The 21244-nt window shown below is 66.7% G+C and carries 20 protein-coding genes; 13 read left to right on the top strand and 7 right to left on the bottom strand.

Annotated elements, in window-relative coordinates; translation table 11 throughout:
• Window positions 1-273: 273 nt before the first annotated feature.
• Entirely contained in the window at window positions 274-1524 is a 1251-nt protein-coding gene (locus RF637_RS05060) for a ParB/RepB/Spo0J family partition protein (protein ID WP_368844301.1), read from the top strand.
• Between the two features lie 156 nt (window positions 1525-1680).
• Here RF637_RS05060 and RF637_RS05065 read toward each other — a convergent pair whose 3' ends face one another.
• The 6 genes from RF637_RS05065 to RF637_RS05090 all read right to left on the bottom strand — a co-directional run bounded on the left by RF637_RS05065 (window position 1681) and on the right by RF637_RS05090 (window position 8733).
• Window positions 1681-2859 (bottom strand): peptidoglycan-binding protein, encoded by a 1179-nt coding sequence (locus tag RF637_RS05065; protein WP_368844302.1) that lies wholly within the window; start codon window positions 2857-2859, stop codon window positions 1681-1683.
• A gap of 152 nt (window positions 2860-3011) precedes the next feature.
• Entirely contained in the window at window positions 3012-3347 is a 336-nt protein-coding gene (gene trxA, locus RF637_RS05070; RefSeq protein WP_085107233.1) for a thioredoxin, read from the bottom strand.
• An 88-nt stretch (window positions 3348-3435) separates the two neighbouring features.
• Window positions 3436-4473 (bottom strand): thioredoxin-disulfide reductase, encoded by a 1038-nt coding sequence (trxB, locus tag RF637_RS05075; protein ID WP_239320650.1) that lies wholly within the window; start codon window positions 4471-4473, stop codon window positions 3436-3438.
• A 102-nt stretch (window positions 4474-4575) separates the two neighbouring features.
• A complete protein-coding gene (locus tag RF637_RS05080) occupies window positions 4576-6444 on the bottom strand; it encodes a hypothetical protein (protein ID WP_368844303.1) in 1869 nt (622 codons plus the stop codon).
• A 67-nt stretch (window positions 6445-6511) separates the two neighbouring features.
• Window positions 6512-8167, bottom strand: coding sequence for a murein biosynthesis integral membrane protein MurJ (gene murJ / locus RF637_RS05085; protein WP_064845479.1), 1656 nt, complete (start codon window positions 8165-8167; stop codon window positions 6512-6514).
• Window positions 8168-8232: 65 nt separating this feature from the next.
• On the bottom strand, window positions 8233-8733 hold the full coding sequence (locus RF637_RS05090) for an NUDIX hydrolase (protein WP_064845478.1): 501 nt from the start codon (window positions 8731-8733) through the stop codon (window positions 8233-8235).
• A gap of 222 nt (window positions 8734-8955) precedes the next feature.
• On the opposite strand from RF637_RS05090, the gene RF637_RS05095 reads away from it, so the two are divergent.
• From RF637_RS05095 to RF637_RS05145, 11 genes are all read left to right on the top strand, one after another.
• Window positions 8956-10380, top strand: coding sequence for a CCA tRNA nucleotidyltransferase (locus tag RF637_RS05095; protein ID WP_085107383.1), 1425 nt, complete (start codon window positions 8956-8958; stop codon window positions 10378-10380).
• 113 nt (window positions 10381-10493) lie between these two features.
• Window positions 10494-11753, top strand: a complete 1260-nt coding sequence (locus RF637_RS05100) for a glycosyltransferase 87 family protein (RefSeq protein ID WP_085107246.1) — start codon at window positions 10494-10496, stop codon at window positions 11751-11753.
• A 9-nt stretch (window positions 11754-11762) separates the two neighbouring features.
• Window positions 11763-12932, top strand: a complete 1170-nt coding sequence (locus RF637_RS05105; protein WP_368844304.1) for a hypothetical protein — start codon at window positions 11763-11765, stop codon at window positions 12930-12932.
• A 50-nt stretch (window positions 12933-12982) separates the two neighbouring features.
• Window positions 12983-13402 (top strand): TM2 domain-containing protein, encoded by a 420-nt coding sequence (locus RF637_RS05110; protein ID WP_085107386.1) that lies wholly within the window; start codon window positions 12983-12985, stop codon window positions 13400-13402.
• 129 nt (window positions 13403-13531) lie between these two features.
• A complete protein-coding gene (gene rpsF, locus RF637_RS05115) occupies window positions 13532-13837 on the top strand; it encodes a 30S ribosomal protein S6 (RefSeq protein ID WP_012399407.1) in 306 nt (101 codons plus the stop codon).
• A gap of 123 nt (window positions 13838-13960) precedes the next feature.
• On the top strand, window positions 13961-14584 hold the full coding sequence (locus tag RF637_RS05120) for a single-stranded DNA-binding protein (RefSeq protein WP_085107252.1): 624 nt from the start codon (window positions 13961-13963) through the stop codon (window positions 14582-14584).
• A 66-nt stretch (window positions 14585-14650) separates the two neighbouring features.
• On the top strand, window positions 14651-14887 hold the full coding sequence (gene rpsR, locus RF637_RS05125; protein ID WP_012399405.1) for a 30S ribosomal protein S18: 237 nt from the start codon (window positions 14651-14653) through the stop codon (window positions 14885-14887).
• A gap of 20 nt (window positions 14888-14907) precedes the next feature.
• Window positions 14908-15357 (top strand): 50S ribosomal protein L9, encoded by a 450-nt coding sequence (rplI, locus tag RF637_RS05130; protein ID WP_035962847.1) that lies wholly within the window; start codon window positions 14908-14910, stop codon window positions 15355-15357.
• 162 nt (window positions 15358-15519) lie between these two features.
• The gene (locus RF637_RS05135; protein ID WP_239320632.1) at window positions 15520-15825 is read left to right on the top strand and encodes a hypothetical protein; all 306 of its coding nucleotides are present in this window, start codon (window positions 15520-15522) and stop codon (window positions 15823-15825) included.
• Window positions 15826-16133: 308 nt separating this feature from the next.
• The gene (gene dnaB / locus RF637_RS05140) at window positions 16134-17441 is read left to right on the top strand and encodes a replicative DNA helicase (RefSeq protein ID WP_231885474.1); all 1308 of its coding nucleotides are present in this window, start codon (window positions 16134-16136) and stop codon (window positions 17439-17441) included.
• A 125-nt stretch (window positions 17442-17566) separates the two neighbouring features.
• Window positions 17567-18916: a threonine/serine exporter ThrE family protein gene (locus tag RF637_RS05145; protein WP_368844305.1), complete on the top strand. Its 1350-nt coding sequence runs from the start codon at window positions 17567-17569 to the stop codon at window positions 18914-18916.
• An 88-nt stretch (window positions 18917-19004) separates the two neighbouring features.
• Here the strand turns inward: RF637_RS05145 and RF637_RS05150 are convergent, their stop codons facing one another.
• The gene (locus RF637_RS05150) at window positions 19005-19508 is read right to left on the bottom strand and encodes an FBP domain-containing protein (protein WP_064845473.1); all 504 of its coding nucleotides are present in this window, start codon (window positions 19506-19508) and stop codon (window positions 19005-19007) included.
• A gap of 534 nt (window positions 19509-20042) precedes the next feature.
• On the opposite strand from RF637_RS05150, the gene RF637_RS05155 reads away from it, so the two are divergent.
• Entirely contained in the window at window positions 20043-21176 is a 1134-nt protein-coding gene (locus RF637_RS05155) for a Fic family protein (RefSeq protein WP_368844306.1), read from the top strand.
• The last annotated feature ends 68 nt before the right edge of the window (window positions 21177-21244 follow it).

The raw sequence follows: 21244 nt of genomic DNA on the forward strand, positions 1-21244 counted from the left end.
GCAGTTGGTAAGAAAGCCGGCCCGACCGGTGACGGCAATCAAACCGGAACCTCAGTGCGTCGGTCGTCGCGATCCAATAAAGCGGGGGAGGCGGGCTCCGAAAAGGGTGTGGGCACTAAACCAGACGCGGCCAAGCTTAAGACGCAGGTGAGTACGACCAAAGACGGTGCCGACGTCGCTGGGTCACGATCCGACGATGTTTCACGTGAAACATCCGATTCCCCGAAGGCTCCGGCATCACGTGGAAGCAAGTCGCCACGGACCCGGAGGGACATGGGCCAGGCCCTACGCAGTACAACGAATGTGCGCCGCCCGGTGGACATGTTCTTCTTGCCATCGAGTGGTGACGAAGAAACTGATGCGGAAAACTCTGACGACTTTTCGCGTACCGACGAAGTCCGTGACTCTTCGCAGGTCGGAGAGGTGACCCCCTCGAGTGCAGCGGATGGGTCCCACCAGGAGACCGAGCGCAATACGCCCACGAATGCCGGTCAGGGGAACCAGCAGGTAAAGTCCGGCTCTGCCGACGTTTCACGTGAAACATCGGTCCAATCTTCTACCACGTGGAACATAGCGCCTCCTTCCGCCTCCGCCGATGGTGCTGCGGACACCGTCGGAGAGCATATCCCCACGGCGGACGTCACCGCGTCACAGCGACAGGCCGTGACTACCGAACACTCTGCCCAGGAAGACCTGCAGAGCATCCCCGGAGCCACCTTCGCGGAGATCTCGGTCACGGACATCCACCCCAACCGCAAACAGCCGCGCCAGGACTTCGATGAGGACGAGCTCGCCGAGCTCGCCTTTTCGGTGAAGGAACTCGGTGTCCTGCAGCCCATCGTCGTGCGTCCCAGTCACGAGGGGGGAGAGCAGAAGTACGAGCTCGTCATGGGCGAACGGCGTTGGCGAGCCGTCCAGGAGGCCGGTCTGGCCGTCATCCCGGCCATCATCCGGGACACAGCGGACGATGATCTCTTGCGGGACGCCCTGCTGGAGAACCTGCACCGGGCTCAGCTCAACCCCCTTGAAGAAGCCGCCGCGTACCAGCAGCTCATGGAGGAGTTCGGGGCCACTCAGGAGCAGCTCTCGGAACGGATCGGACGCTCCCGGCCGCAGATCTCCAACACTCTGCGCCTGCTCCGACTCCCTGCGCTCGTGCAGCGTCGCGTGGCCGCGGGGGTACTGAGCTCGGGACATGCGCGTGCCCTGTTGGCGCTAACGGATCCCGCCGAGATGGAGCGGGTCGCCCAGCGGATCGTGGCGGAGGGGCTGTCGGTGCGCGCCACGGAGGAGCTCGTGGCCCTCTCCGACGGTCTCAAGCGACACGCGACCAAGCGGAAGACCCCCGTAACCCGCCACGATGACCGACTGGGTTACATCGCAGATGCCTTCTCCGACAAGTTGGACACGAGCGTGAAGATCCAGCTCGGTGCGCGCAAGGGCAAGATGACGATCGAGTTTGCATCGGTCGAAGACCTCAACCGCATCATCGACGTGCTGGACCCCAAGCTGGACGCGAACTGAGCTTCCGCAGCCACGAATAAGGGCCGCGATGTTTCACGTGAAACATCGCGGCCCTACTTCCATCACCTCAACAGATCAGCCGGGAGATCGAGTGTCACCAGCAAGTCGATCAGCCTTGTCTCCAACGAGTCGCTATCGCCCCATGATGAGGTGCGTTCAGCCGTCCCTACGGTAATAGTCCTGGATGTCCGCCAGGCTCATGGTTCCCGTGGCGGTGGGTTCCGGAGTGGACGCCAGAACACGCTGGAGGCCACACAGAAGCGCCTCCGCCAAACGGGCGCGGTACTCACCACTCCGCAGCCGGGAGGCCTCATCCTCGTTCGAAAGGTATCCCAGATCGACCCATGCCGCCGCGGTACGGACCTCACGGAGTGCACTCCACTGCCGCGCATGGCTCCCCAGGTCCAGGGCACCCGTGCGGGCCACCAGCTCACGCAGGATCATGTCCGACGCGAGCTGACCCACGGGGGAGTACGCCTGACGTGTGTCCGGTGCACCCCAGAAGAAGGTGGCCACACCCTGGGCTAGGGGTGAGGAGTTCCAATCACACTGCAGGGTGAGCACAAGGGCGTCGTCGGGGAGGACCTCGGGGACCTCTGGGACGCTCCCGTCCAAGTCCTCCGGTCCAGCACTTGACGATGAAGCGCCGGCGCCCTGGGCTGCGGCGATCACGGGCTTGGCGCCTACCGCGCGGAGAAGGTCGCGGGTGCGCTGCGCGACGTCGAGGGTGATGGCATCCTGATCCGCGGCGAACGAATCCGGGGCCCCGGCTGGGGACACCTGAGGACCGGCACTGGAGGGCACCAGGAGCACCAGGCGATCACGGAGGGCCTCCTGGAGGCTCTCCAGCCGGTGGTGATCTCGTAGGGAGAAGGCCTTGGCCGAGGTGATCTTCTTGCGCACGCGAGCCAGTCCGGAGAGGGTGTCGAGACCCACGGTGCCGTCACTCGGGACACCCAGGCTGTGTTGGAGTTCCTTCACGGCGTACTCGGTCTGTCGGTTGAACACCGCATCCAGGTGCCCGTAGTAGAAACCCAACAGCGAAAGGTTGTCCTGCAGCTCCGCGACGTCGTCGCCGTGCAACGGGGCCACCTCGTCGAAGAACAGTGGACGGTCACCCAGCCTGTACTGGGCGTCGTTGAGTGCTGCCTCGGTCTCCGGACCGACCACGCCGTCCACGATGAGCCCCTTGCGCTGCTGGAACACCCGCACGGCGTGGTCCACACGGTCGTCGAAGACCGTGGGGTCCGGCACGCTGTCGCCGGCCAGGGGTAGGTCTTCGCCTCCTGCCCTGACGAGGCGTTCCCTGAGACCCGTGATGCGGCGGTCGGTCATACCGTGTCTGAGCGCGGCTCCGGGGGTGGATGGCGGCACGTGGTCTCCCTGGGGTCGGCGAGCCACTCCCACGGTGTGGTTCGCACACTGCAATTGGGTTCGAGGAAACCCGGGCCCGCGCACGTAAGTGATGCGGGCCCGGGTCGGATGTGTCACGCGGAGGGGTTGAGGTAGTCCCCGAACTCCTTCTCGAGCGCGGACTTGGGCTTGGCACCGATCGAGGTCTTGGCGACCTCGCCGTTCGCGAAGAGGTACACCGCGGGGATTGAGGTGATGCCGTACTGGGAGGCGATCGCGGGGTTGTCGTCCACGTTGACCTTCACCACGTCCACGTGATCCGCGTGCTCCGCGGCGATCGCGTCCAGCACGGGTCCGAGTTGGCGGCACGGACCGCACCATTCGGCCCAGAAGTCCACGATGGTGGGCTTGGAGTTCTCGAGCACCTCGGCCTTGAAGTTGGCGTCGGTGACGTCCTTTGCAGAGCTCATGTGTGTTTCCTTTCGATGGGTTTCCCCGCTCGGTCGCCGAATCGTTCCGGCGGTTCCGGGCGGGAGTGGGTTGGCGGGTGGGTTCGGATCAGCTGTCGAGGGCCGCGAGGTAGTGCTCCACGTCCACCGCGGCAACACAGCCCGAGCCCGCGGCGGTGATCGCCTGGCGGTAGGTCGCGTCCACCACGTCGCCGGCGGCGAAGACACCGGCCAGCGAGGTCGTGGAGCTGCGCCCGTCCACGGCGATCGTGTTGTCCACGGTCAACTCGAGCTGATCCTTCACGAGTCCTACGCGGGGGTCCGAGCCGATGGCCACGAACAGACCGGTCACGGCCAGCTCAGAGGTCTCACCCGTGACGGTGTCCTCCAGGGCCAGGGACTCCACCTTGTCCGCGCCCTGGATCCCGGTGACCTTGGTGTTCCAGAGGATCTCGATCTTGGGGTCGTCGAACGCGCGCTGCTGCATGATCTCGGACGCACGGAACCGGTCCCGGCGGTGGATCAGGGTCACCTTGTCCGCGAACTTGGTCAGGAACGTGGCCTCTTCGATCGCGGAGTCACCGCCGCCCACCACCGCGATGTTCTGCTTCTTGAAGAAGAACCCGTCGCACGTGGCACACCACGACACACCGTGGCCGGAGAGCCGTTCCTCGTCCTCGAGACCGAGCTTGCGGTACTCGGAACCGGTGGAGATGATGACCGCGCGGGCGCGCAGCACGGTCCCGTCCTCCACGGTCACGGTCTTGATCTCTCCGTCGAGTTCCGCGGAGACGACGTCCTCGTAGCGGATGTCCGCCCCGAAGCGCTCGGCCTGCTGCTGCATGTTGTTCATCAGGTCTGGGCCCATGATGCCGTCGATGAACCCCGGGTAGTTCTCCACGTCCGTGGTGTTCATGAGTTCACCACCGGCGGTCACGGACCCGGCCAGCACCACGGGGTTGAGGTTTGCGCGCGCCGTATAGATGGCGGCGGTGTACCCCGCGGGACCGGAACCTACGATGACGACGTCGTGAACGGCGTCGTCCGCGGAGGTGGTGCGGGCGTCCTCGGACGCAGCGGAGGCCTCCGCCGCGCTGCCGACCTTGAGGTTCACAGCATTCGCGAAAATGCCGGGCTGATTGCTCACTGGTACGAAACCTTTCCACGAGTAACCGCGTGTGCGGATGTCAACTACACCCAAGAACGTGGGGAGTACCGCCAGATATTCCGTTCGGCGGCGTCACCGGGTTCAGCGCACGGACAGTTCGCTGATCCGCAAGCCGTACGGGTAGCCGCCGATGGGATTCTTCAGTCGCGGCAATTCGTTCCACACCACCAGGACGTACCGGTGCGGGTCGTTCTGCGCGGCCTCGGAGAACGGGACGCTGACCTGCGGCCCGGTGAACGAGCCCGTGCCCACTTGTTGCGCGCCGTCGAGCGACGGGCTGTCCGAGACGTACACCGTGAACTGTCCGCCGGTGCCACCGTCCTGCTGGATCGTGAGTTCCCGGACGGGTGCGGGGTCCTGCAGCTGCGCGGCGAGTCCCACGTACTGGACTAGGTTGCCGAACTGGGAGTTCGAGAAACCGTAGCTCAGCCACGAGGTCCCCGGGTTGCCGTCCGTGGCCTGGCCCAGCGTGGCGTCCGTGTCGGTCATGAAGTTCGGGTCCTGGGTCACCCGCGTGACCGTCCCGACCTGCGGTGTGGCGGCCGGGCTCGGCGTGTTCGACGCCGCGGGCCCGCTCGGCGCTGCGTTCTCCTGCGGGGCCCCGCCCTGTCCGAACTGCCCGGTGAGCGCACCGAGCCCGCGGAAGCCCAGCACGATCGCCGCGATCAGCGCGATGATCAGTAACACCAGCAACAGCCACCGCAGCGGACCCTTGCGGGATCGTTCGGTGGAGCCGGGCCGGGCGCCACCCGCGCCCGCCGGATCAGCGGCATGCTCGCGTTCGGCGGCGTGGGCGGTGCGTGCGGCTGCGCCGCCGGCCGCGGGCTCCCTCGCCCCGTCCGCGGTGCGCGCCGCTGCGGTGTCCGTCCCCGCGGGGGAGTGCCCTGCGGAGGCATTCGCCGACGACGCCGCTGCCGCACCCGCGATCCCGCCCGCCGCCGCTGTGGTCGCCGCGGCGTTCATCATCCCGCCCCCGGCGGCATGGGCCGTACCCACGCTCTCGGCGGACGCGGCGGCATCCGAACCACCGGCGGCCGTCCTGGCCGGGGCGGCGGGATCGTCCAGGGGAGCAGCGTCGTCACCAGGGGCCGTGTCGGGGAGCGACGCGACGTCGTCGTCCGATGCCGAAGCATGCCCGGCCGCTGCACCGGAGGCCGGCGCGACCGTGCGGATGGCCGCGGTGCCGTCGTGAGCGGCGTCGTCATCGCGGGCCGAGCGGGGCGCGGAGGGCTGTTCATCCAGGCGCCCAGGCTTGCCCTCGGTCCGTTCGTAGCTCTCGTAGCGGTTGTCGCCGTCGTAGGTGGGATCGATTGCCTCGGCCGACGTCGCTGCGGTCGCCCCGGCGGCAGCGCCCCGGGTGGCTGCGCGGTCGAACATCGTGGAGCGCACGGCGTCGGGGCGGACCTTGCGCGCGAAGCCGAGCTTGTTGCGCACGGACGGGGCGGCGGGGGCGTCGTCGTAATCGTCGTAGTCGGAGGCGTTCCAGCGCGTGACGGCGGGGCGCGCCGAGGGTTCAGGATCCCGGGAGACGGTCTCCTGCGGCTGTGTGGGGTCCGGCTCCTCGTAGATGTAGGCGGAGGAGGCGGCCGAGCGGGAGTCCCCGAAGATGTCGTCGGACAGGGAGTAGTCGTCGGCGTCGTCGTCCTGGACCAGCAGCGCGTCCAACAGGTCCGCGGTGGGTGCATAGGAGGTGACCAGGTAGGTGGAGTCCTCGGTCTGACCCATGTCCAGGACCTGGAAGCCGCTGTGCCCGGCGCCGGCGGCCAGGGAACGCGCGTTGTCCACGAGCAGTGACTCGTGAGCCGGGGAGGGCACCAGGATTGAGACCCGGCGGCGCAGGATCTGGTCCTCGCCCTGGAGCACGTGATCGTTTTCGGCGGTGCTCAGCAGGGACGCGGTGACCTTGTAACGGCCCCCCAGAACGGCTCCAAGCGCAATGGGCTGGGACACGGCGGCTCCCTCTGGTAATCGGGCGCCACGGGGGTCGCACGGGCGCGAGAACGATCTTTCGGGCAGTCTACCGGCCGAGTTTGGCGCGCAGCGGGGCCAGCAAACCCGTGAACTCCTGGACCCGGAACAGCTTCAGGGCCACGGCGTACACGGCGGCCATCACGAGCCCGCCCACGGCCAGGCTGATCAGGGCTGCTGCCTGATTACCCCACGGGAAACCGTCGGTGCGGTACCCGCCGAGCAACCACAGCGTCACGACTCCCGCCACGCCCGCGACGAGCGAGGCGGCCAGGATGCGCACGTGACTGCTCACGATCCGGGACAGGCCGTAGTCCCCGATCCGCCGTGTGAGGGCGTAGTGGTAGATCACCGTGGCCAGCACGTTCTGGATGGCGTAACAGGCCGCAACGGCGAACACCATGTGCTCGGGCGGAAAGACCCGGGCGATCAGCACGGCGGCGATCACGGTGAAGACGGACACCCCCAGCTGCACGAGGAACGGGGTGCGCGCGTCCTCCTGGGCGTAGAACGCGCGGCCCAGCATGAACGCGGTGGACATGAACGGCGCGCCGATGGCGATCACCGTGATGACCTGACCGATCACCGCGCCCGCGGCGGGAACACCACCGGAGAACAGCATGCCCAGCGGACCCGCGTACATGATCAGGGCGACCATGCAGAACACGGTGGCCACACCGGTGACCCGCAGGCTCGAGGACAGGGATGAGACCAGGGAGTCACGGTCCTTCTCGGACGCCGCGGCCGCCATGCGGTTGAACAACACGGTGGCGATGGACAGCCCGATCACCCCGTGGGGCAACGCGTAGAGCATGGTGGCCTGGTCCAGGACGGCCGTACCCGCGATGGGGGGCGCCCCACCCGGGCCGGACGCGATGTCCGCCCGGGCACCCGTGGGGATCGCCGCGGTGCGGTACAGGGCCATGAACGCGAGGTTGGCGATCACGCCGGTGGCGAGCGTCCAGCCGCCCAGGCGCGCCGCGGTGGACAGCCCGATCCCGCGCCACCCGAAGCGCGGGCGGATCCGCAGTCCCAGCCGGGCGAGTGGCCAGAACAGGATGAAGGCCTGCGCGGCGACACCCACCGTGGCCATGACCACGAGCCAGAAGGTCTGGGCGGAGGTCCAGTTCTCGAGGGTGTGCGGGTTGGTGCGGAACGGACCGAACTGCTGGATGAAGACCAGCAGGGCGGCGATCGCGATGACGTTGTTGAGCACCGGGGCCCACATGTACGCACCGAACGCACCCTTGGCGTTGAGCACCTGACCCACGACCGTGTAGAGGCCGTAGAAGAAGATCTGGGGGAACGTGATCAGCGCGAACGTGGTGCCCATGGCCAGCTGGGCGTCCGACCACCCCGGGCCCATGAGATTCATGATGGGGCGCACCAACAGCACGACCGCCGCGGTGATCACCAACAGCGCGATCACGGCGAGTGTGATCAGCCGGGAGATGTAATCAGCGCCCTCGTCCTGCGCCTTGGACGCCTTGATGATCTGCGGCACCAGCACCGCGTTGAACACACCGCCCGCGATCAGCACGTAGATCAGGTTGGGCAGTGTGTTGGCCAGCTGGAACACATCCGCCATGGTCGCGGCGGAACCGATGGCCACCGTGATCAGGAACGTCTTGACGAACCCCAGGATGCGAGACACCAGGGTCCCGGAGGCCATGATCGCGCTGGAGCGCGCACCGGACTTCTGCATGGATCAAGGCCTCCTGCGCGGGGGGACGGGCCGGGTACGGCGCACGACGGATCGGACGGGACAGCCTACAACTGGTGAATGATGTATTCCCGGGCGATGTCCGCGATGCGCCGCTCGTTGGGGAAGGACAACTTCCGGCCGAGGGCGTCGATCCCGGACCACGCTACATCCACGGCCTCGTGGTCGGGGTCGTTCTCCGTGGTCAGGAATCCGCCGATGGCCTCCAGCAGGAAATGGTGGACGGTCTTGTGCACGCGGTGTCCGGAGACCGTGAACCAGTAGTCGATGCTGCCCAGCGGGGAGAGCACGCGGCCCATGATTCCGGTTTCCTCCTCTATCTCCCGCACGGCGGCTTCCTCGTTGGTCTCCTCGCCCTCGGGATGACCCTTGGGAAGGCACCACTCGAGCCGTCCACCGCGGTTGATCCGAGCAATGATGGCCACCGGATGCGTGGGATCGGACAGGTCCACCACGATCCCACCGGCCGACACCTCTTCCACCGTGGGCAGCGCGGAGACCGGTTGGTTCGGTCGCCTCTTGGGCGCGCTGGGTACGGGGAAAGCCATGCCATCTACCTTAGCGACATTCCCGGGACACTCCCTGATATGGGTCCGGCGGCGGTCCGTCCGCCGCGGTCGAGAGCGGTTGTACCGCCGCGGGCCCGACGACGCCCGCTCCGGTCGGGCCGGCCGGGCCGGCCGACGGCACATTCCGCTCGCACCCGCCGACGCAGACGCCGCCCCGAGCCGGCCGACGGCGCTCGCCGTGATGCGATAATGACGCTCATCATGACGCAGTTGCTGGACACCTCCTCACTTCACCCCGTTTCCCACGAGCTGGGGCGCCTCTTCGACAGCGCCGGATACGAGCTGTCCCTGGTGGGCGGGCCCGTACGCGACCTCCTGCTGGGCCGGGACGCGCTGGACCTGGACTTCACCACGAACGCGAGCCCCGATCAGACCCTCGAGCTGATCCGGGACTGGGCGGATGCACACTGGGAGATCGGCCGGGAATTCGGAACCATCGGGATGCGCAAGTCCGGCATGCAGCTGGAGGTCACCACCTACCGCGCCGAGGCGTACGACCCCGATTCCCGCAAGCCCACCGTGGCCTTCGGGGACGATCTGACCGAAGACCTGCGACGCCGCGACTTCACCGTCAACGCCATGGCCCTGCGGTTGCCGGGCATGGAGCTCGTGGACCCGTTCGGCGGGATCAAGGACCTGCACGCCGGTGTGCTGCGCACCCCCGGGACCCCGGAGGACTCGTTCACGGACGATCCCCTGCGCATGATGCGTGCCGCGCGGTTCAGCTCCCAGTTGGGTCTGACCGTGGCGGAGCCCGTGCGGGAGGCCATGACCGCGATGGCCGAGCGGATCGAGATCGTCTCCGCCGAAAGGGTGCGCGAGGAACTGGTCAAGCTGATCTGCGGCGCCCATCCCCGCCGGGGCACCGAACTCATGGTGGACACGGGACTCGCGCAGATCGTGCTCCCGGAGGTGCCCGCGCTGCAGCTGGAGACCGACGAGGCGCATCATCACAAGGACGTCTACCAACATTCCCTCACGGTCATGGAACAGGCCGCGGAGAAGGAGACCGGTCCGGACGGCCCTGTGCCCGCCCCGGACTTCGTGCTGCGCTTCGCGGCGCTCATGCACGACGTGGGAAAACCCGCCACGCGCCGCTTCGAACCGTCCGGGGCCGTGAGCTTCCGACACCACGAGGTGGTGGGGGCCAAGCTCACGCGCAAGCGGATGAAGGCGCTGCGCTTCGACAATGACACGATCAAGCGGGTCACCCGCCTTGTGGAACTGCATATGCGTTTCTACGGATATGGTGACGCCGACTGGACCGATTCCGCGGTGCGCCGGTACGTGCGGGACGCGGGGGACGAACTCGAACGGCTGCACCGGCTCACCCGCTCGGACGTCACGACCCGCAACAAGCGCAAGGCCTCCCGGCTCGCCCGGCACTACGACGAGCTCGAACACCGCATCGACCAGCTCGCCGAGCAGGAACAGCTGGACGCCGTCCGGCCCGAGCTGGACGGCCAGCAGATCATGGCGATCCTGGGCATCCCGCCCGGGCCCCAGGTGGGCCGCGCGTACAAGTTCCTCCTGGAGATGCGTCTGGACGAGGGCGCCGTGGGGGAGGACGTGGCACGCGAGCGCCTCGTGTCCTGGGCGCGTGAGAAGGGCGTCATCGACTCCTGACGGGGAAGGCCACGCCGAGATACCGCAGTGGAACACTCGCGCCACGACGCGTTGAGTCCCCGCCCCCGTGGAACACTGACAGCATCCGTACCCGCGTTCCGAGGAGATCCCGCATGAGCCTGGAAGGTGCGCGCAACAGATCGGGAGGCAATGCCGGTCTGATGCTGCTGGGCCTCGGCCTGTACACGGTCATGATGGCCTACCTGTTGCGCATCCCGTGCCGGGTACCGGACTGGAACATGGCCCAGCAGGTTCCCGAGCTGTGTGCCACGGTGATCGGCACCGGAGATCTCAGTGTGCGCTCGTCGGACGTGGCCGGGGGGTTCTTCACCGGGGGTCCCACGGGGGATCAGCCGGTGCTCGTGGGGATGATCACCACGATCATCGGGTGGTTCGCCTCCAACCTGACCTCCCTGCTGGGTCTGGACGTGGGGCAGGGCTTCTACCTGGACCTCTCCCTGATCCTTCTGGCCCTCGTGTGGTTGGCCATCGTGGGCGTGGTCTCCTCGCTGAGCGGCAACCGGCGCTCCGACGCCCTGGTCATGGCGTTGGCCCCCGTGATCGTGCTCGTGGGATTCCAGTCCTGGGACCTGTGGGCCGTGCTGTTCATGATGCTCGCCCTGCTGGGCTACGTACGCGGGAACCCGGCGCTCGCGGGGATCATGGTGGGCTTCGGTGCCTCTGTGGCGTTCTTCCCCGTGGTGGTGCTGCTCGCGATCCTGATCATGGCCGCGCGTCACCGGTTCCTCAAGGACATCCTCTCCGCGTTCATCTGGGCCGTGGTTGCGTGGGCCCTGATCAACGGGACGTACATGATCACGGCGTGGGACCGCTGGCGGGCCCAGTTCGGGGACATGGTGCGCTCCGACACCGAACAACCCTCGCTGTGGAACGTGTGGAGCTCCACCGTTGAACCGCGCACCGGGGTGTCCCTGGGAACCGGCGCGGACGGTCAGTACGTCCTGCTGAGCATGATCCTGGCGCTCGTGTTCGTGCTCCTGATCGCGCTGCTCAGCAAGCGGGAGCCCTCGGCCGTGCAGATCACGTTCCTGTTGCTCGCGCTCTACATCCTGTTGGCCAAGGAGTACTCCCTGACCTACGTGGTGTGGCTCGTGCCCCTCGTCATCCTGTGCCGTCGCAACTGGATCGAGTTCGGGCTGTGGCAGGTGGTGGAAGTGCTCTACTGGGCCACCGTGGTGCTGCCGGCCTCGGCATGGCCTACCCTGCCGTGGGTCGAGGAATTCGGCTGGAGTGCCCAAGATATATTGGCCGTAGTACGTTATGTCTTTCTCATCTATCTGGTGGTGGCGGTTGTGGTGGACATGTTCCGGGGACGCAAGGCTGCGGCGCTCGGCGCGTCCGCGGTCCAGTAAGGACCCGGCATGGCACCGCGTGATTCCGAGAACCTCGCTCGCCTGAGGCTGCCGTCCTGGCGTTCCCTCCGCCTACCCCTGTTGCTCGTGCTGGTGTTCGTCGCGGTCGCGTCCACCGTGTGGGCCGCGCTCGCCAACTACTTCCTGGTCTCGCGGGATCCCGAGGCCCCCGTGGACACGTACCTGGGGTACCTCGAGGGCGGCAGTTCCCGTCAGGTCCTCGCTCCGTTGTTGATCGGCGGGGACCGCCCCCTGGCCCAGCTGCTGTCCAACGGGGTGTACCGGGATGCCGCCAACCGCCCGCAGGGCCACGACTTCGTGGGGGTCCAGAAGCACGGGGACCACGCCGCGGTGGGGGTGGACATCCACTTGGGGGGCGGTTCCACCGTGCACCGTGAGTACACGGTCGAGAAGGTGGCGTCCTGGGGCCCGTTCAACAACTCGTGGCGATTGGTGGAACGCGACAACGCCATCGTGGACGTGCGGCTGCCCGCAGCGGTGGACGCGGTGTCCGTCAACGGCAACAAGGTGCGTCCGAACGGTTCCGAGCTCTTCCCCACGGACCCTTCCGATCCCGGGTCGCCCGCGCGCACGTGGCAGTTCGAGGGCCTGCCCGGAGGCTACGACATCGCGATGCCCGAGGACTCGTACCTCCTGGCCAGCGAACATGCTTCTGCGGGAATATCCATGAGCGATCCCCGATCCGCCGCGGCCGAACTGGACTTCACGGCGTCGCCCCACATGTGGGAGGGCGCGGAGCGGGCCGTCCAGGACGCCGTGGGCCAGTGCGAACGCGTGCTGCGCTTCGACGCCGCGCAGTGCCCGCTGCCCGCGGAGCTGGGAGGCGGGCCCGCGGCGTCGCCCTCCGCCTCGCCCAGTGCTTCACCCACCGGGGCTCCCACGGAGGTCCCGCCGAGCGTGTCCAACATCCGGTGGGAACTGCAGTCCCGCCCGTCACTGCTCCTGGCACAGGATGACGACGATCCTCTGGCCTTCCACGCCGTGCGGTTCCGCCCCGCGGTGGCCACTGTGACCTGGCTGCAGAACGGGCGGCAGCACTCGGGGACCGTGGGCTTCGGGATCGACGTGACGGCCCGGACCACCGGTGAGGACCTGGACACGGACGTGCAGTTGCGCTCGACGCTGACCGAGCGGGAGAGGGCCAGCCAGCGCTCCTAGGATGGGATCGGTTGCATCAAGGCAACCGGGGAGTGGAAGAGGGGTTCATCATGGCCGACGAACCGGAGTACTACACGGCACAACCGCTACCGCGCCGCGACGAGCCGTCCCGCGGCTACGGCCAGGGCGCCGGCTTCGGCCCCGCAGGCACCGTGCCCGGGTGGGGTCACCAGCGCCCCGTCGGTCAGCCGGTCCACGTCAACGTGGTGGGCGGCAGGTCCATCGTGCTGGCCTATGTCCTGTGGTTCTTCCTGGGCAACTTCGGCGTCCACAAGTTCTACCTGGCCCAGCCCTTCCAAGGGATCTTCTACCTGGTGCTCTCCGCGATCGGGTGGCTCACCGTGGGGATCCTGATCGGCTGGTTCTTCCTGGGTCTGTTGTGGCTGCTCATGCTGATCGACCTGTTCGTGATCCCCCTGCGCGTGGGCGCGCTCAACGCTTGGTTGGCCCGACGCGTCGGTGGCTACTGAGCGCCCGTTGTAGTAAAGTGGGGAAGTCTGTGTGCCGTGCGCCGATCGCTGCCGGCACCGACATACGCACAGAACCTCCTGCTGCGGAAGGACCGCAGCCGCTTAGCCCGAAGGAGGTGGGTTCTTTACATGCGTGAATACGAACTGATGGTCATCCTCAACCCCGAGGTGGAGGAGCGCGCCGTCGAGCCGACCCTCAAGAAGTTCCTCGAGGTCGTCACCAAGGAGAACGGCACCGTCGACAAGCTCGACATCTGGGGCCGTCGTCGTCTGGCCTACGAGATCCAGAAGAAGTCCGAGGGGATCTACGCCGTGGTGAACTTCACCGCCGAGCCGCAGACCGCCAAGGAACTGGACCGCGTGCTGAGCCTTAACGAGGCCGTGATGCGCACCAAGATCATCCGTCCGGAAGAGCAGAAGATCCACGGCAAGTGAGGTGAGCGTGCGGCCCACCCGGGCTGCACAGCACGCACTCACCGCGGGCTCTGAGAGTCCCCGTGAGATGCTTTTCACCCCACTGAGTCTCGCATCCAGCGTCCACAGAATCCGGAGGTTCACATGGCTGGCGACACCGTCATTACAGTGATCGGAAATCTGACTGCAGACCCCGAATTGCGCTTCACGCCGTCCGGAGCCGCCGTGGCCAACTTCACCGTTGCGTCCACCCCGCGCGCCTTCGACCGGCAGAGCAACGAATGGAAGGATCAGGAGACCCTTTTCATGCGTTGCTCGGTGTGGCGTGAGGCTGCCGAGAACGTGGCGGAGTCCCTGACCAAGGGAACCCGCGTGATCGTCCAGGGTCGGCTCAAGGCACGCTCGTACGAGACCAAGGAAGGGGAGCGCCGCACCAGCACCGAGCTGGAAGTGGACGAGATCGGCCCCTCCATGAGGTACGCGACCGCCAAGATCAACCGGAACTCGCGCGGCGGAGGCAACTCCTACGGCGGGAACCAAGGCTTCGGCGGCGCTCAGGGCGGTTTCAACGACAACCAGGGTGGCGGCTTCGGCGGCAACCAGGGTGGCGGCAACCCCGGCGGTGGCAACCAGGGCGGCGGGTTCAACGGGAACCAGGGCGGCCGCGGGGGCCAGCAACCGCGTCAGCAGGGCAACGATCCCTGGGGTCAGTCCTCCGGTGGGAACTACGACTGGGGAACCGGCGCCGAGGACGAGCCCCCCTTCTAAACACAACCATTCCAACCCATCCCGCAGGTACGCCTGCGGGCTCCGCACCAGAAAAGGAGCACCACGATGGCCAAGGCTGAAATTCGCAAGCCGAAACCGAAGCAGAACCCGCTCAAGGCGGCCGACGTCACCGAGATCGACTACAAGGACGTCGCCTTGCTGCGTAAGTTCATCTCCGATCGCGGCAAGATCCGCGCTCGCCGCGTGACCGGCGTGTCCGTTCAGGAGCAGCGCAAGATCGCCCAGGCGATCAAGAACGCTCGTGAAGTGGCACTGCTGCCCTACTCCGGCGCCGGCCGCTGATCAGAGAGGACTGAGAATTCATGGCAAAGATCATTTTGACCCAGGAAGTCTCCGGGCTCGGTTCCGCGGGTGACGTGGTGGACGTGAAGAACGGCTACGCCCGTAACTTCCTGTTCCCCCGTGGCTTCGCGACTCCGTGGACCCGCGGCGCCGAGAAGCAGATCGACTCCATCAAGCAGGCTCGTGCGGCCCGTGAGCTGTCCTCCCTCGAGGACGCCCAGGCTCTCGCCGCCAAGCTGACCTCCACCACCCTGACCGTCCCGGTCAAGTCCGGTGCCGAGGGTCGCTTGTTCGGTACGGTCCGCGCCGGGGACATCGCCTCCGCGGTCGAGACCGCCGGTCTGGGTTCCATCGACAAGCGTCGCGTGGACCTGACCCAGCGCATCAAGACCACCGGCGTGTACCAGGCCGTGATCCACCTGCACGAGGACGTCAACGCGAACGTGGAGTTCGAGGTCGTCCCCGCCTGATCGCACCTCGAGTGCATCCGGGCCCCTGAGCTGTTCACGCGGTTCGCGGGGCTCGCGGGTGATGTATGAGAACCCCGTGGAACAGTCGTTCCACGGGGTTCTTGCCGTCCTCGGGCTTCCAGAGATCGCGCAGAGCACCGTGGGAGGATGCCGGTCATGATCATGAGCGCACGCAGGTTGAGCACGGGCCGCACGCTGTTCTGGGTGGCATTGGGGTGCGTGGCATTGACCCTGGTGTTCTTCCTGGGGGCGTTCCTCGCCGGCAATTCCTTGGCGCCGCGCGGTGCGGTGGCCGTCCTGGTGGTCGGCCTCATCCTGAGCGTGGTCGCGTCCCTTGTGGCATTGATCCTAGGCATTGCGGGCACCGTGGCCTTCCCGGCCCTGCGGGGCCGTTACGTTCTGGTGTTGCTCCTGGCCATCGTGACATCGCCCCTGCTCTGGCTGCTCTTCTTCGCGCTGCTCGGGTGAGTTACCCACAGCTGTGACGGGTTTTCCACAGATCTCTCCACAGCCTGTGCACAGCACTGCACGGCGTGTTCCACATGTTTTCCACGTACTTTTCCACAGGCCGTGGACGACGACGTCGCGCCACCGGGCCGCGCGTCGTCGTCTACTCAGCGCCCGGTTCTGCAACGAGCACGGGCGGCTATAGGGGGTCGGAGCGCGGTGGGAGAATGAACGGGTGCGCCGCTCGAGGTGGGCGCATTCGTCTGCAAGGAAAGTGAGTGAGGGTGTCGGAATATTCGTCCGGGCCGCGCGAGGACTACGGCCGTACCATGCCGCACGATAACCAGGCCGAGCAGTCGGTGCTGGGCGGGATGATGCTCTCCAAGGACGCCATCGCGGACGTGGTGGAAGTGCTGCGGGGCGTGGACTTCTACAAGCCGGCGCACGAGAACATCTACGACGCCATCGTCTCCCTGTACGGGCGCGGCGAACCGGCGGACGCGATCACCGTGGGGGACGAGCTCACCAAGAACGGTGAGATCGAACGGATCGGGGGGATCGCGTACCTGCACTCGCTGATCGCATCCGTGCCCACGGCCGCCAATGCGGGGTTCTACGCGGAGATCGTGCGGGAACGCGCGGTGCTGCGGCGGCTCGTGGAGGCCGGGACCAAGATCGTGCAGCTGGGCTACGCGCACGACGGTGAAGTGGACGACATCGTCAACGAGGCCCAGGGCGAGATCTACCAGGTGGCCGAGCGGCGCACGGCGGAGGACTACGTCCCGCTCAAGGACGTCATGGAAGCCACCGTGGACGAGATCGAGGCCGCAGGCAACCGCTCCGGGATGCAGGGTGTGCCCACGGGGTTCATCGAACTGGACGAGCTCACCCACGGGTTCCAGGGCGGACAGATGATCGTGATCGCGGCGCGTCCGGCCATGGGTAAGTCCACGCTCGCCCTGGACGTGGCGCGCTCCGCGTCCATCAAGCACAACATGACGTCCGTGATCTTCTCCCTGGAGATGAGCCGCAACGAGATCGCCATGCGCTTGCTCTCCGCGGAGGGCACCCTGAACATGCAGGACCTGCGCGCGGGCACCCTGCAGGACGAGCAGTGGGCCAAGATCGCGCAGATCATGGGCAAGATGAACGAGGCACCCCTGTTCATCGACGACTCCCCCAACATGTCCCTGATGGAGATCCGCGCCAAGTGCCGCCGGCTCAAGCAGAAGCACGACCTCAAGCTCGTGGTGCTGGACTACCTGCAGCTCATGAGCTCTGGCAAGAAGGTGGAGTCCCGCCAGCAGGAGGTCTCCGAGTTCTCGCGTGCGCTCAAGCTGCTCGCCAAGGAGTTGGACGTGCCCGTGGTGGCGCTGTCCCAGCTGAACCGTGGCTCCGAGCAGCGCCAGGACAAGAAGCCGCAGGTGAGTGATCTGCGTGAATCGGGGTCAATTGAGCAGGATGCGGACATGGTCATCCTGCTGCACCGCGAGGACGTCTACGACAAGGAGTCCCCGCGCGCGGGTGAGGCGGACGTGATCGTGGCCAAGCACCGCAACGGTCCCACGAAGACCATCGTGGTGGCGTTCCAGGGCCACTACTCACGGTTCGCGAACATGGCGCTGGAGGGGTTCTAAAGTCTTCAGCTCCCCGTCTTGTGCTGCGTTCCGGGCAAGCCGAGCTGCGCCTTGCGTCCAACCTCCCACCCCCTGGGATCGCACCCACCTCGCCCGTAACCGGCCCGTCCCACTACGCTTTGTCGGTGCTTACCACTGAACAGGCTGCTTACAAACTCGCCTTCCAGATTGCGGACGCCCTGATCCGCAGCGGGGCCGGGTCCGCCAACACCACCAAGTCCCTGCTGTCGATCTTTCGCAAGACGGACCTGCGGGACGTCACGGTGAGCGTGGGCCTGGGGCAGGTGACCATCAGCCACCAGGATGCGCCGGACAAGGCGCCGAGCACTCGCGTGTTCGAGTCCCAGCCCGGAACCCTGGACATCCAGCTGCGCACGGACACGGGCGAGGTGCTGGAGGACTTCGTGCTCGGCCGGATTTCTGCAGAGGAGGGGATCCAGCGCATGGACGAGATCCTCGCGGAGTCCCGGCACATCGGCCACCGTCTGACGGTGACCGGTTTCGGGATGTTCGGTGTCGGGTTCGCTCTCATCCTGGGCGGAAGCTGGCCCACCGCCATCACGGCCGCGATCGTCTCCGCGATCGTGTACGGCGTCTACGCCCTCGTTCAGCGGATCAAGGCCCCCGAGGTCTTCAGCCTGGCGGCCGGGGGGCTGACCGCAGTGCTCGGGGCCACTGTGGCAGGGGTCCTCTTCGACATCACCCAGACGGCGGTATGCATCGTGGCAGCCCTGGCCGCGTGGCTCGCGGGGATTGCCGCGTACGGTGCGGTGCACGACGTCATCACCGGGTGGTACGTCTCCGCCTCCGGGCGCATCTTCGAGGCCATCACGAGCACTGCCGGTCTGGTGGCCGGTGTGAGCATCGGGATCCACGCCATGCGGCCGCTCGTGGGGGACTCCGTGGACTACATCGAGACGCTGCAGATGGACGACTCCCGCTGGGCCCTCACCGTCCTTGGTGCCGCCGTGGTCTCCGCCGGTTTCGCGCTCGCCTCGGGTGGTCGTGGGTGGAAGCTGGCGTCCCTCGGTCTATTCGGCGGCCTGGTGCAGCTGGGGGTCCTCGCCATCACCGCCACGGGCATGAGTTCGTTCGGTGCCATTCTGATCGCCTCGATCGTCGCGGGCATCCTGAGCGTCACCCTCACCCGCGCCCTGAACCTGGCCTCGAACGCCACGCTCATGGTCGTCCTGCTCCCGCTGTTCCCGGGAATGCTCGTCTACCAGGGTGTCCTGGGCGTGATCTTCGGCCTCGAAGACGCCGGGGAGAACGTCCTCGAGGCTGCCATCACCGCGTTCTGCCTGTGCATGGGCGGCATGCTCGGGCAGTACGTGGCGTCCGAGATCCTCTGGGCCGGGCGGCGTCGCCAGTTCGTGCGTCACCACCCGGGCCAGAAGTTCCGCCGCGAGATGGCGAACGAGGAGAACTTCAGCGACATCATGGTTCCCATCTTCTCCAAGCCCTTCACCAGCTGACGCGGGCGCAGATCAAGCTGGGCCGGTCCGCGCTGCGCGCCCGGCGGCGAGGTGGGTCCTGCCCGCGTGTGCCCCGCCGCGGAGGCCGCTACTTCCCCATGGCCTCGGCCACGCGCTCCACGAGCCCGCGCATGTTGGCGAGCGCGCGATCGGCGCGCTCCTCCGGGCTCATGGTCTCCTCCATCTGCCGGATGCCTTCGGGCTTACGGCGCCCCAGCGTGTAGTCGCTGCACGCCAGGTTCGAGCACACGTAGGTGCCCACGGAGTTGTAGCGGTCCTTCGCAGTCTTGGAACGCTGGATCGACACCAGTGAGACGCCGCTGGCTGGGTGCAACGTCAGGCAGATCTGACACATACGTGCGCCACCGCTCGCCTTCTGCGCGCTCTTCTCGAGCACCAGCCCACGCAGCCCGTGCTCGGTCTCGACGACGACGTAGCCCGCCCGCGGTGACTTCGGGTCGTACCAGCCCAGGAAGATCTGGGACTCCCAGTCCCCGTGGAGCACGTCCTGCGGGATGTTGATGCGCTGCGCGGCGCCCTTGGAGCAGTTGACGAAGCTCTTGCGGATCTCGGTTTCTGTATGCGTATTCATGTTCTTTGGTCCTTCGAGGATGGTCTCCCCCTGCCTGCCACGTGCGGGTCAGGACGGCGCGCGGGCGCCCGGGTGTCAAGGGGTGCGGTGGGGGCGGGCGGCGTCGTCGTGCCGTGTAGTGCGGGAGGGCGACGGCGTTCGGCGCGCTCGTGGAGCAGGTCGCCGCAGGGAGCCGGAAAGAGGCGGGTGAAAGAGCGCGACGGGGTGGTCTTCACCCGCCGCGTCTGGTCAGCGCTGTCTAGTGCCGGCGTTGAAGAAGCCAGCAACCCCCTGACGCACGAAAGCCTCGTTCCCCCACGACTGTGGATCTCGAAAACGTACGGGGACAGTTTAGATCCGCCGTGGGGCTGCCCACCACCTGGCATCGGGTCGCCCAGAAGGGTATCCCGCTGGAGGTGAGCATCAAGTTCCCATACTCGTAGAAGTCAAGAATTTACAAGTGGGTATTACCTCCTTTGCCCGTGTTTCTAAGGGACAGAGGCTCCGATGTTCAAATTTGTCTGATCCCCGGCTAAATTTTGATATATGCAACCCATGGTCTTCCCCGAGGTCGATTTCGCGAGTGCGCTCGTGACGGATCTGTTCGCCCTGGAGCGGGTGCGCGTGGATTTTCGTACTGAGCACCTTGACGACCCTCTTGGCCTGGAGCTGCGCAGGCTGTTCCAAGGTCTCACGAGCGTCATGTCGGCACGCATCGAAGGGAACCGGACCACGGTGGCGGATGTCGTGGCCGAAGCCCGGCGGGCCGCGGCCACGGGACAGCCAGCAGCAGACGCCGTGCGAGAGATTCTGCAGCTGGAGCAGGCAACTGACTACATGGACGAGTTGGCAGCCCGTGGAAGGCTGTCCCTGACTCATGGGCTGATCCGTGAACTCCACCAGCTCGCCGTGCAGGGACTCGAACGTGAAGGTGACGAGCACCCGGGCAGCTATCGAACAATCCCCGTCGGGATCGCTGGAGCGTCCCATGTCCCGCCCGCACCCGGGTCCGTCCAGGCGGACATGGACCAGCTCCTGGAGTTTGCAAACAAGGAGGTGCCCGCTCAGCACCAACTCCTCCAGATCGCGCTTGTCCACCACCGGTTCGTCTGGATACATCCGTTTGCCAATGGTAACGGGCGGGTCTCACGCCTGCTGACGTACGCCATGCTGAGCAACCAGGGCTACACCTCCAGGAGCGCCGCGCGTCCGCTCAACCCCACAGCAGTTTTTGGTGCCGACCGGCAGTCGTACTTCGACCACCTCGCAGGAGCGGACTCCCTGAGCCCGGAGGGGGTACTGGCCTGGGCCGGGTATGTGATCCACGGCCTCCAGGACGACATGGACAGGGTCAGCCGGCTTGCTGCCCCCCGCTTCATTTCCGAGGAGGTCGTGGGGCCTTCGGTCAATGCCGCCCTCGCGGCGGGGGAGCTCACGGAGACGGAGGCAGATGTGATCTACGCGGTGGCGCGCCAAGGGAAGGCCAAAGCGGGCGATCTCGAAGACGTGATCAAGGGGTCTCCGTCGAACAGGAGCCACCGTCTGCGCCGCATGGTCGAGTCCGGGTTGCTACAGAAGATGTTAGGGCCGGGGCGGTACGTGGTGAGTCTGCATCGCAACGTTCTGACCAAGCACGTGGTGCGCCGCCTCAACCAGTTGGACATGCTCCCGGCTATCCTGCGTGACTGAGGTGCGGGACTGTCCACACGACGGCAGGTGAGCGCACAATGCTCCAGTACTCAGCACCTACCCTGGAG

Source organism: Kocuria sp. CPCC 204721 (assembly GCF_040980945.1).
Lineage (GTDB): Bacteria > Actinomycetota > Actinomycetes > Actinomycetales > Micrococcaceae > Kocuria > Kocuria marina.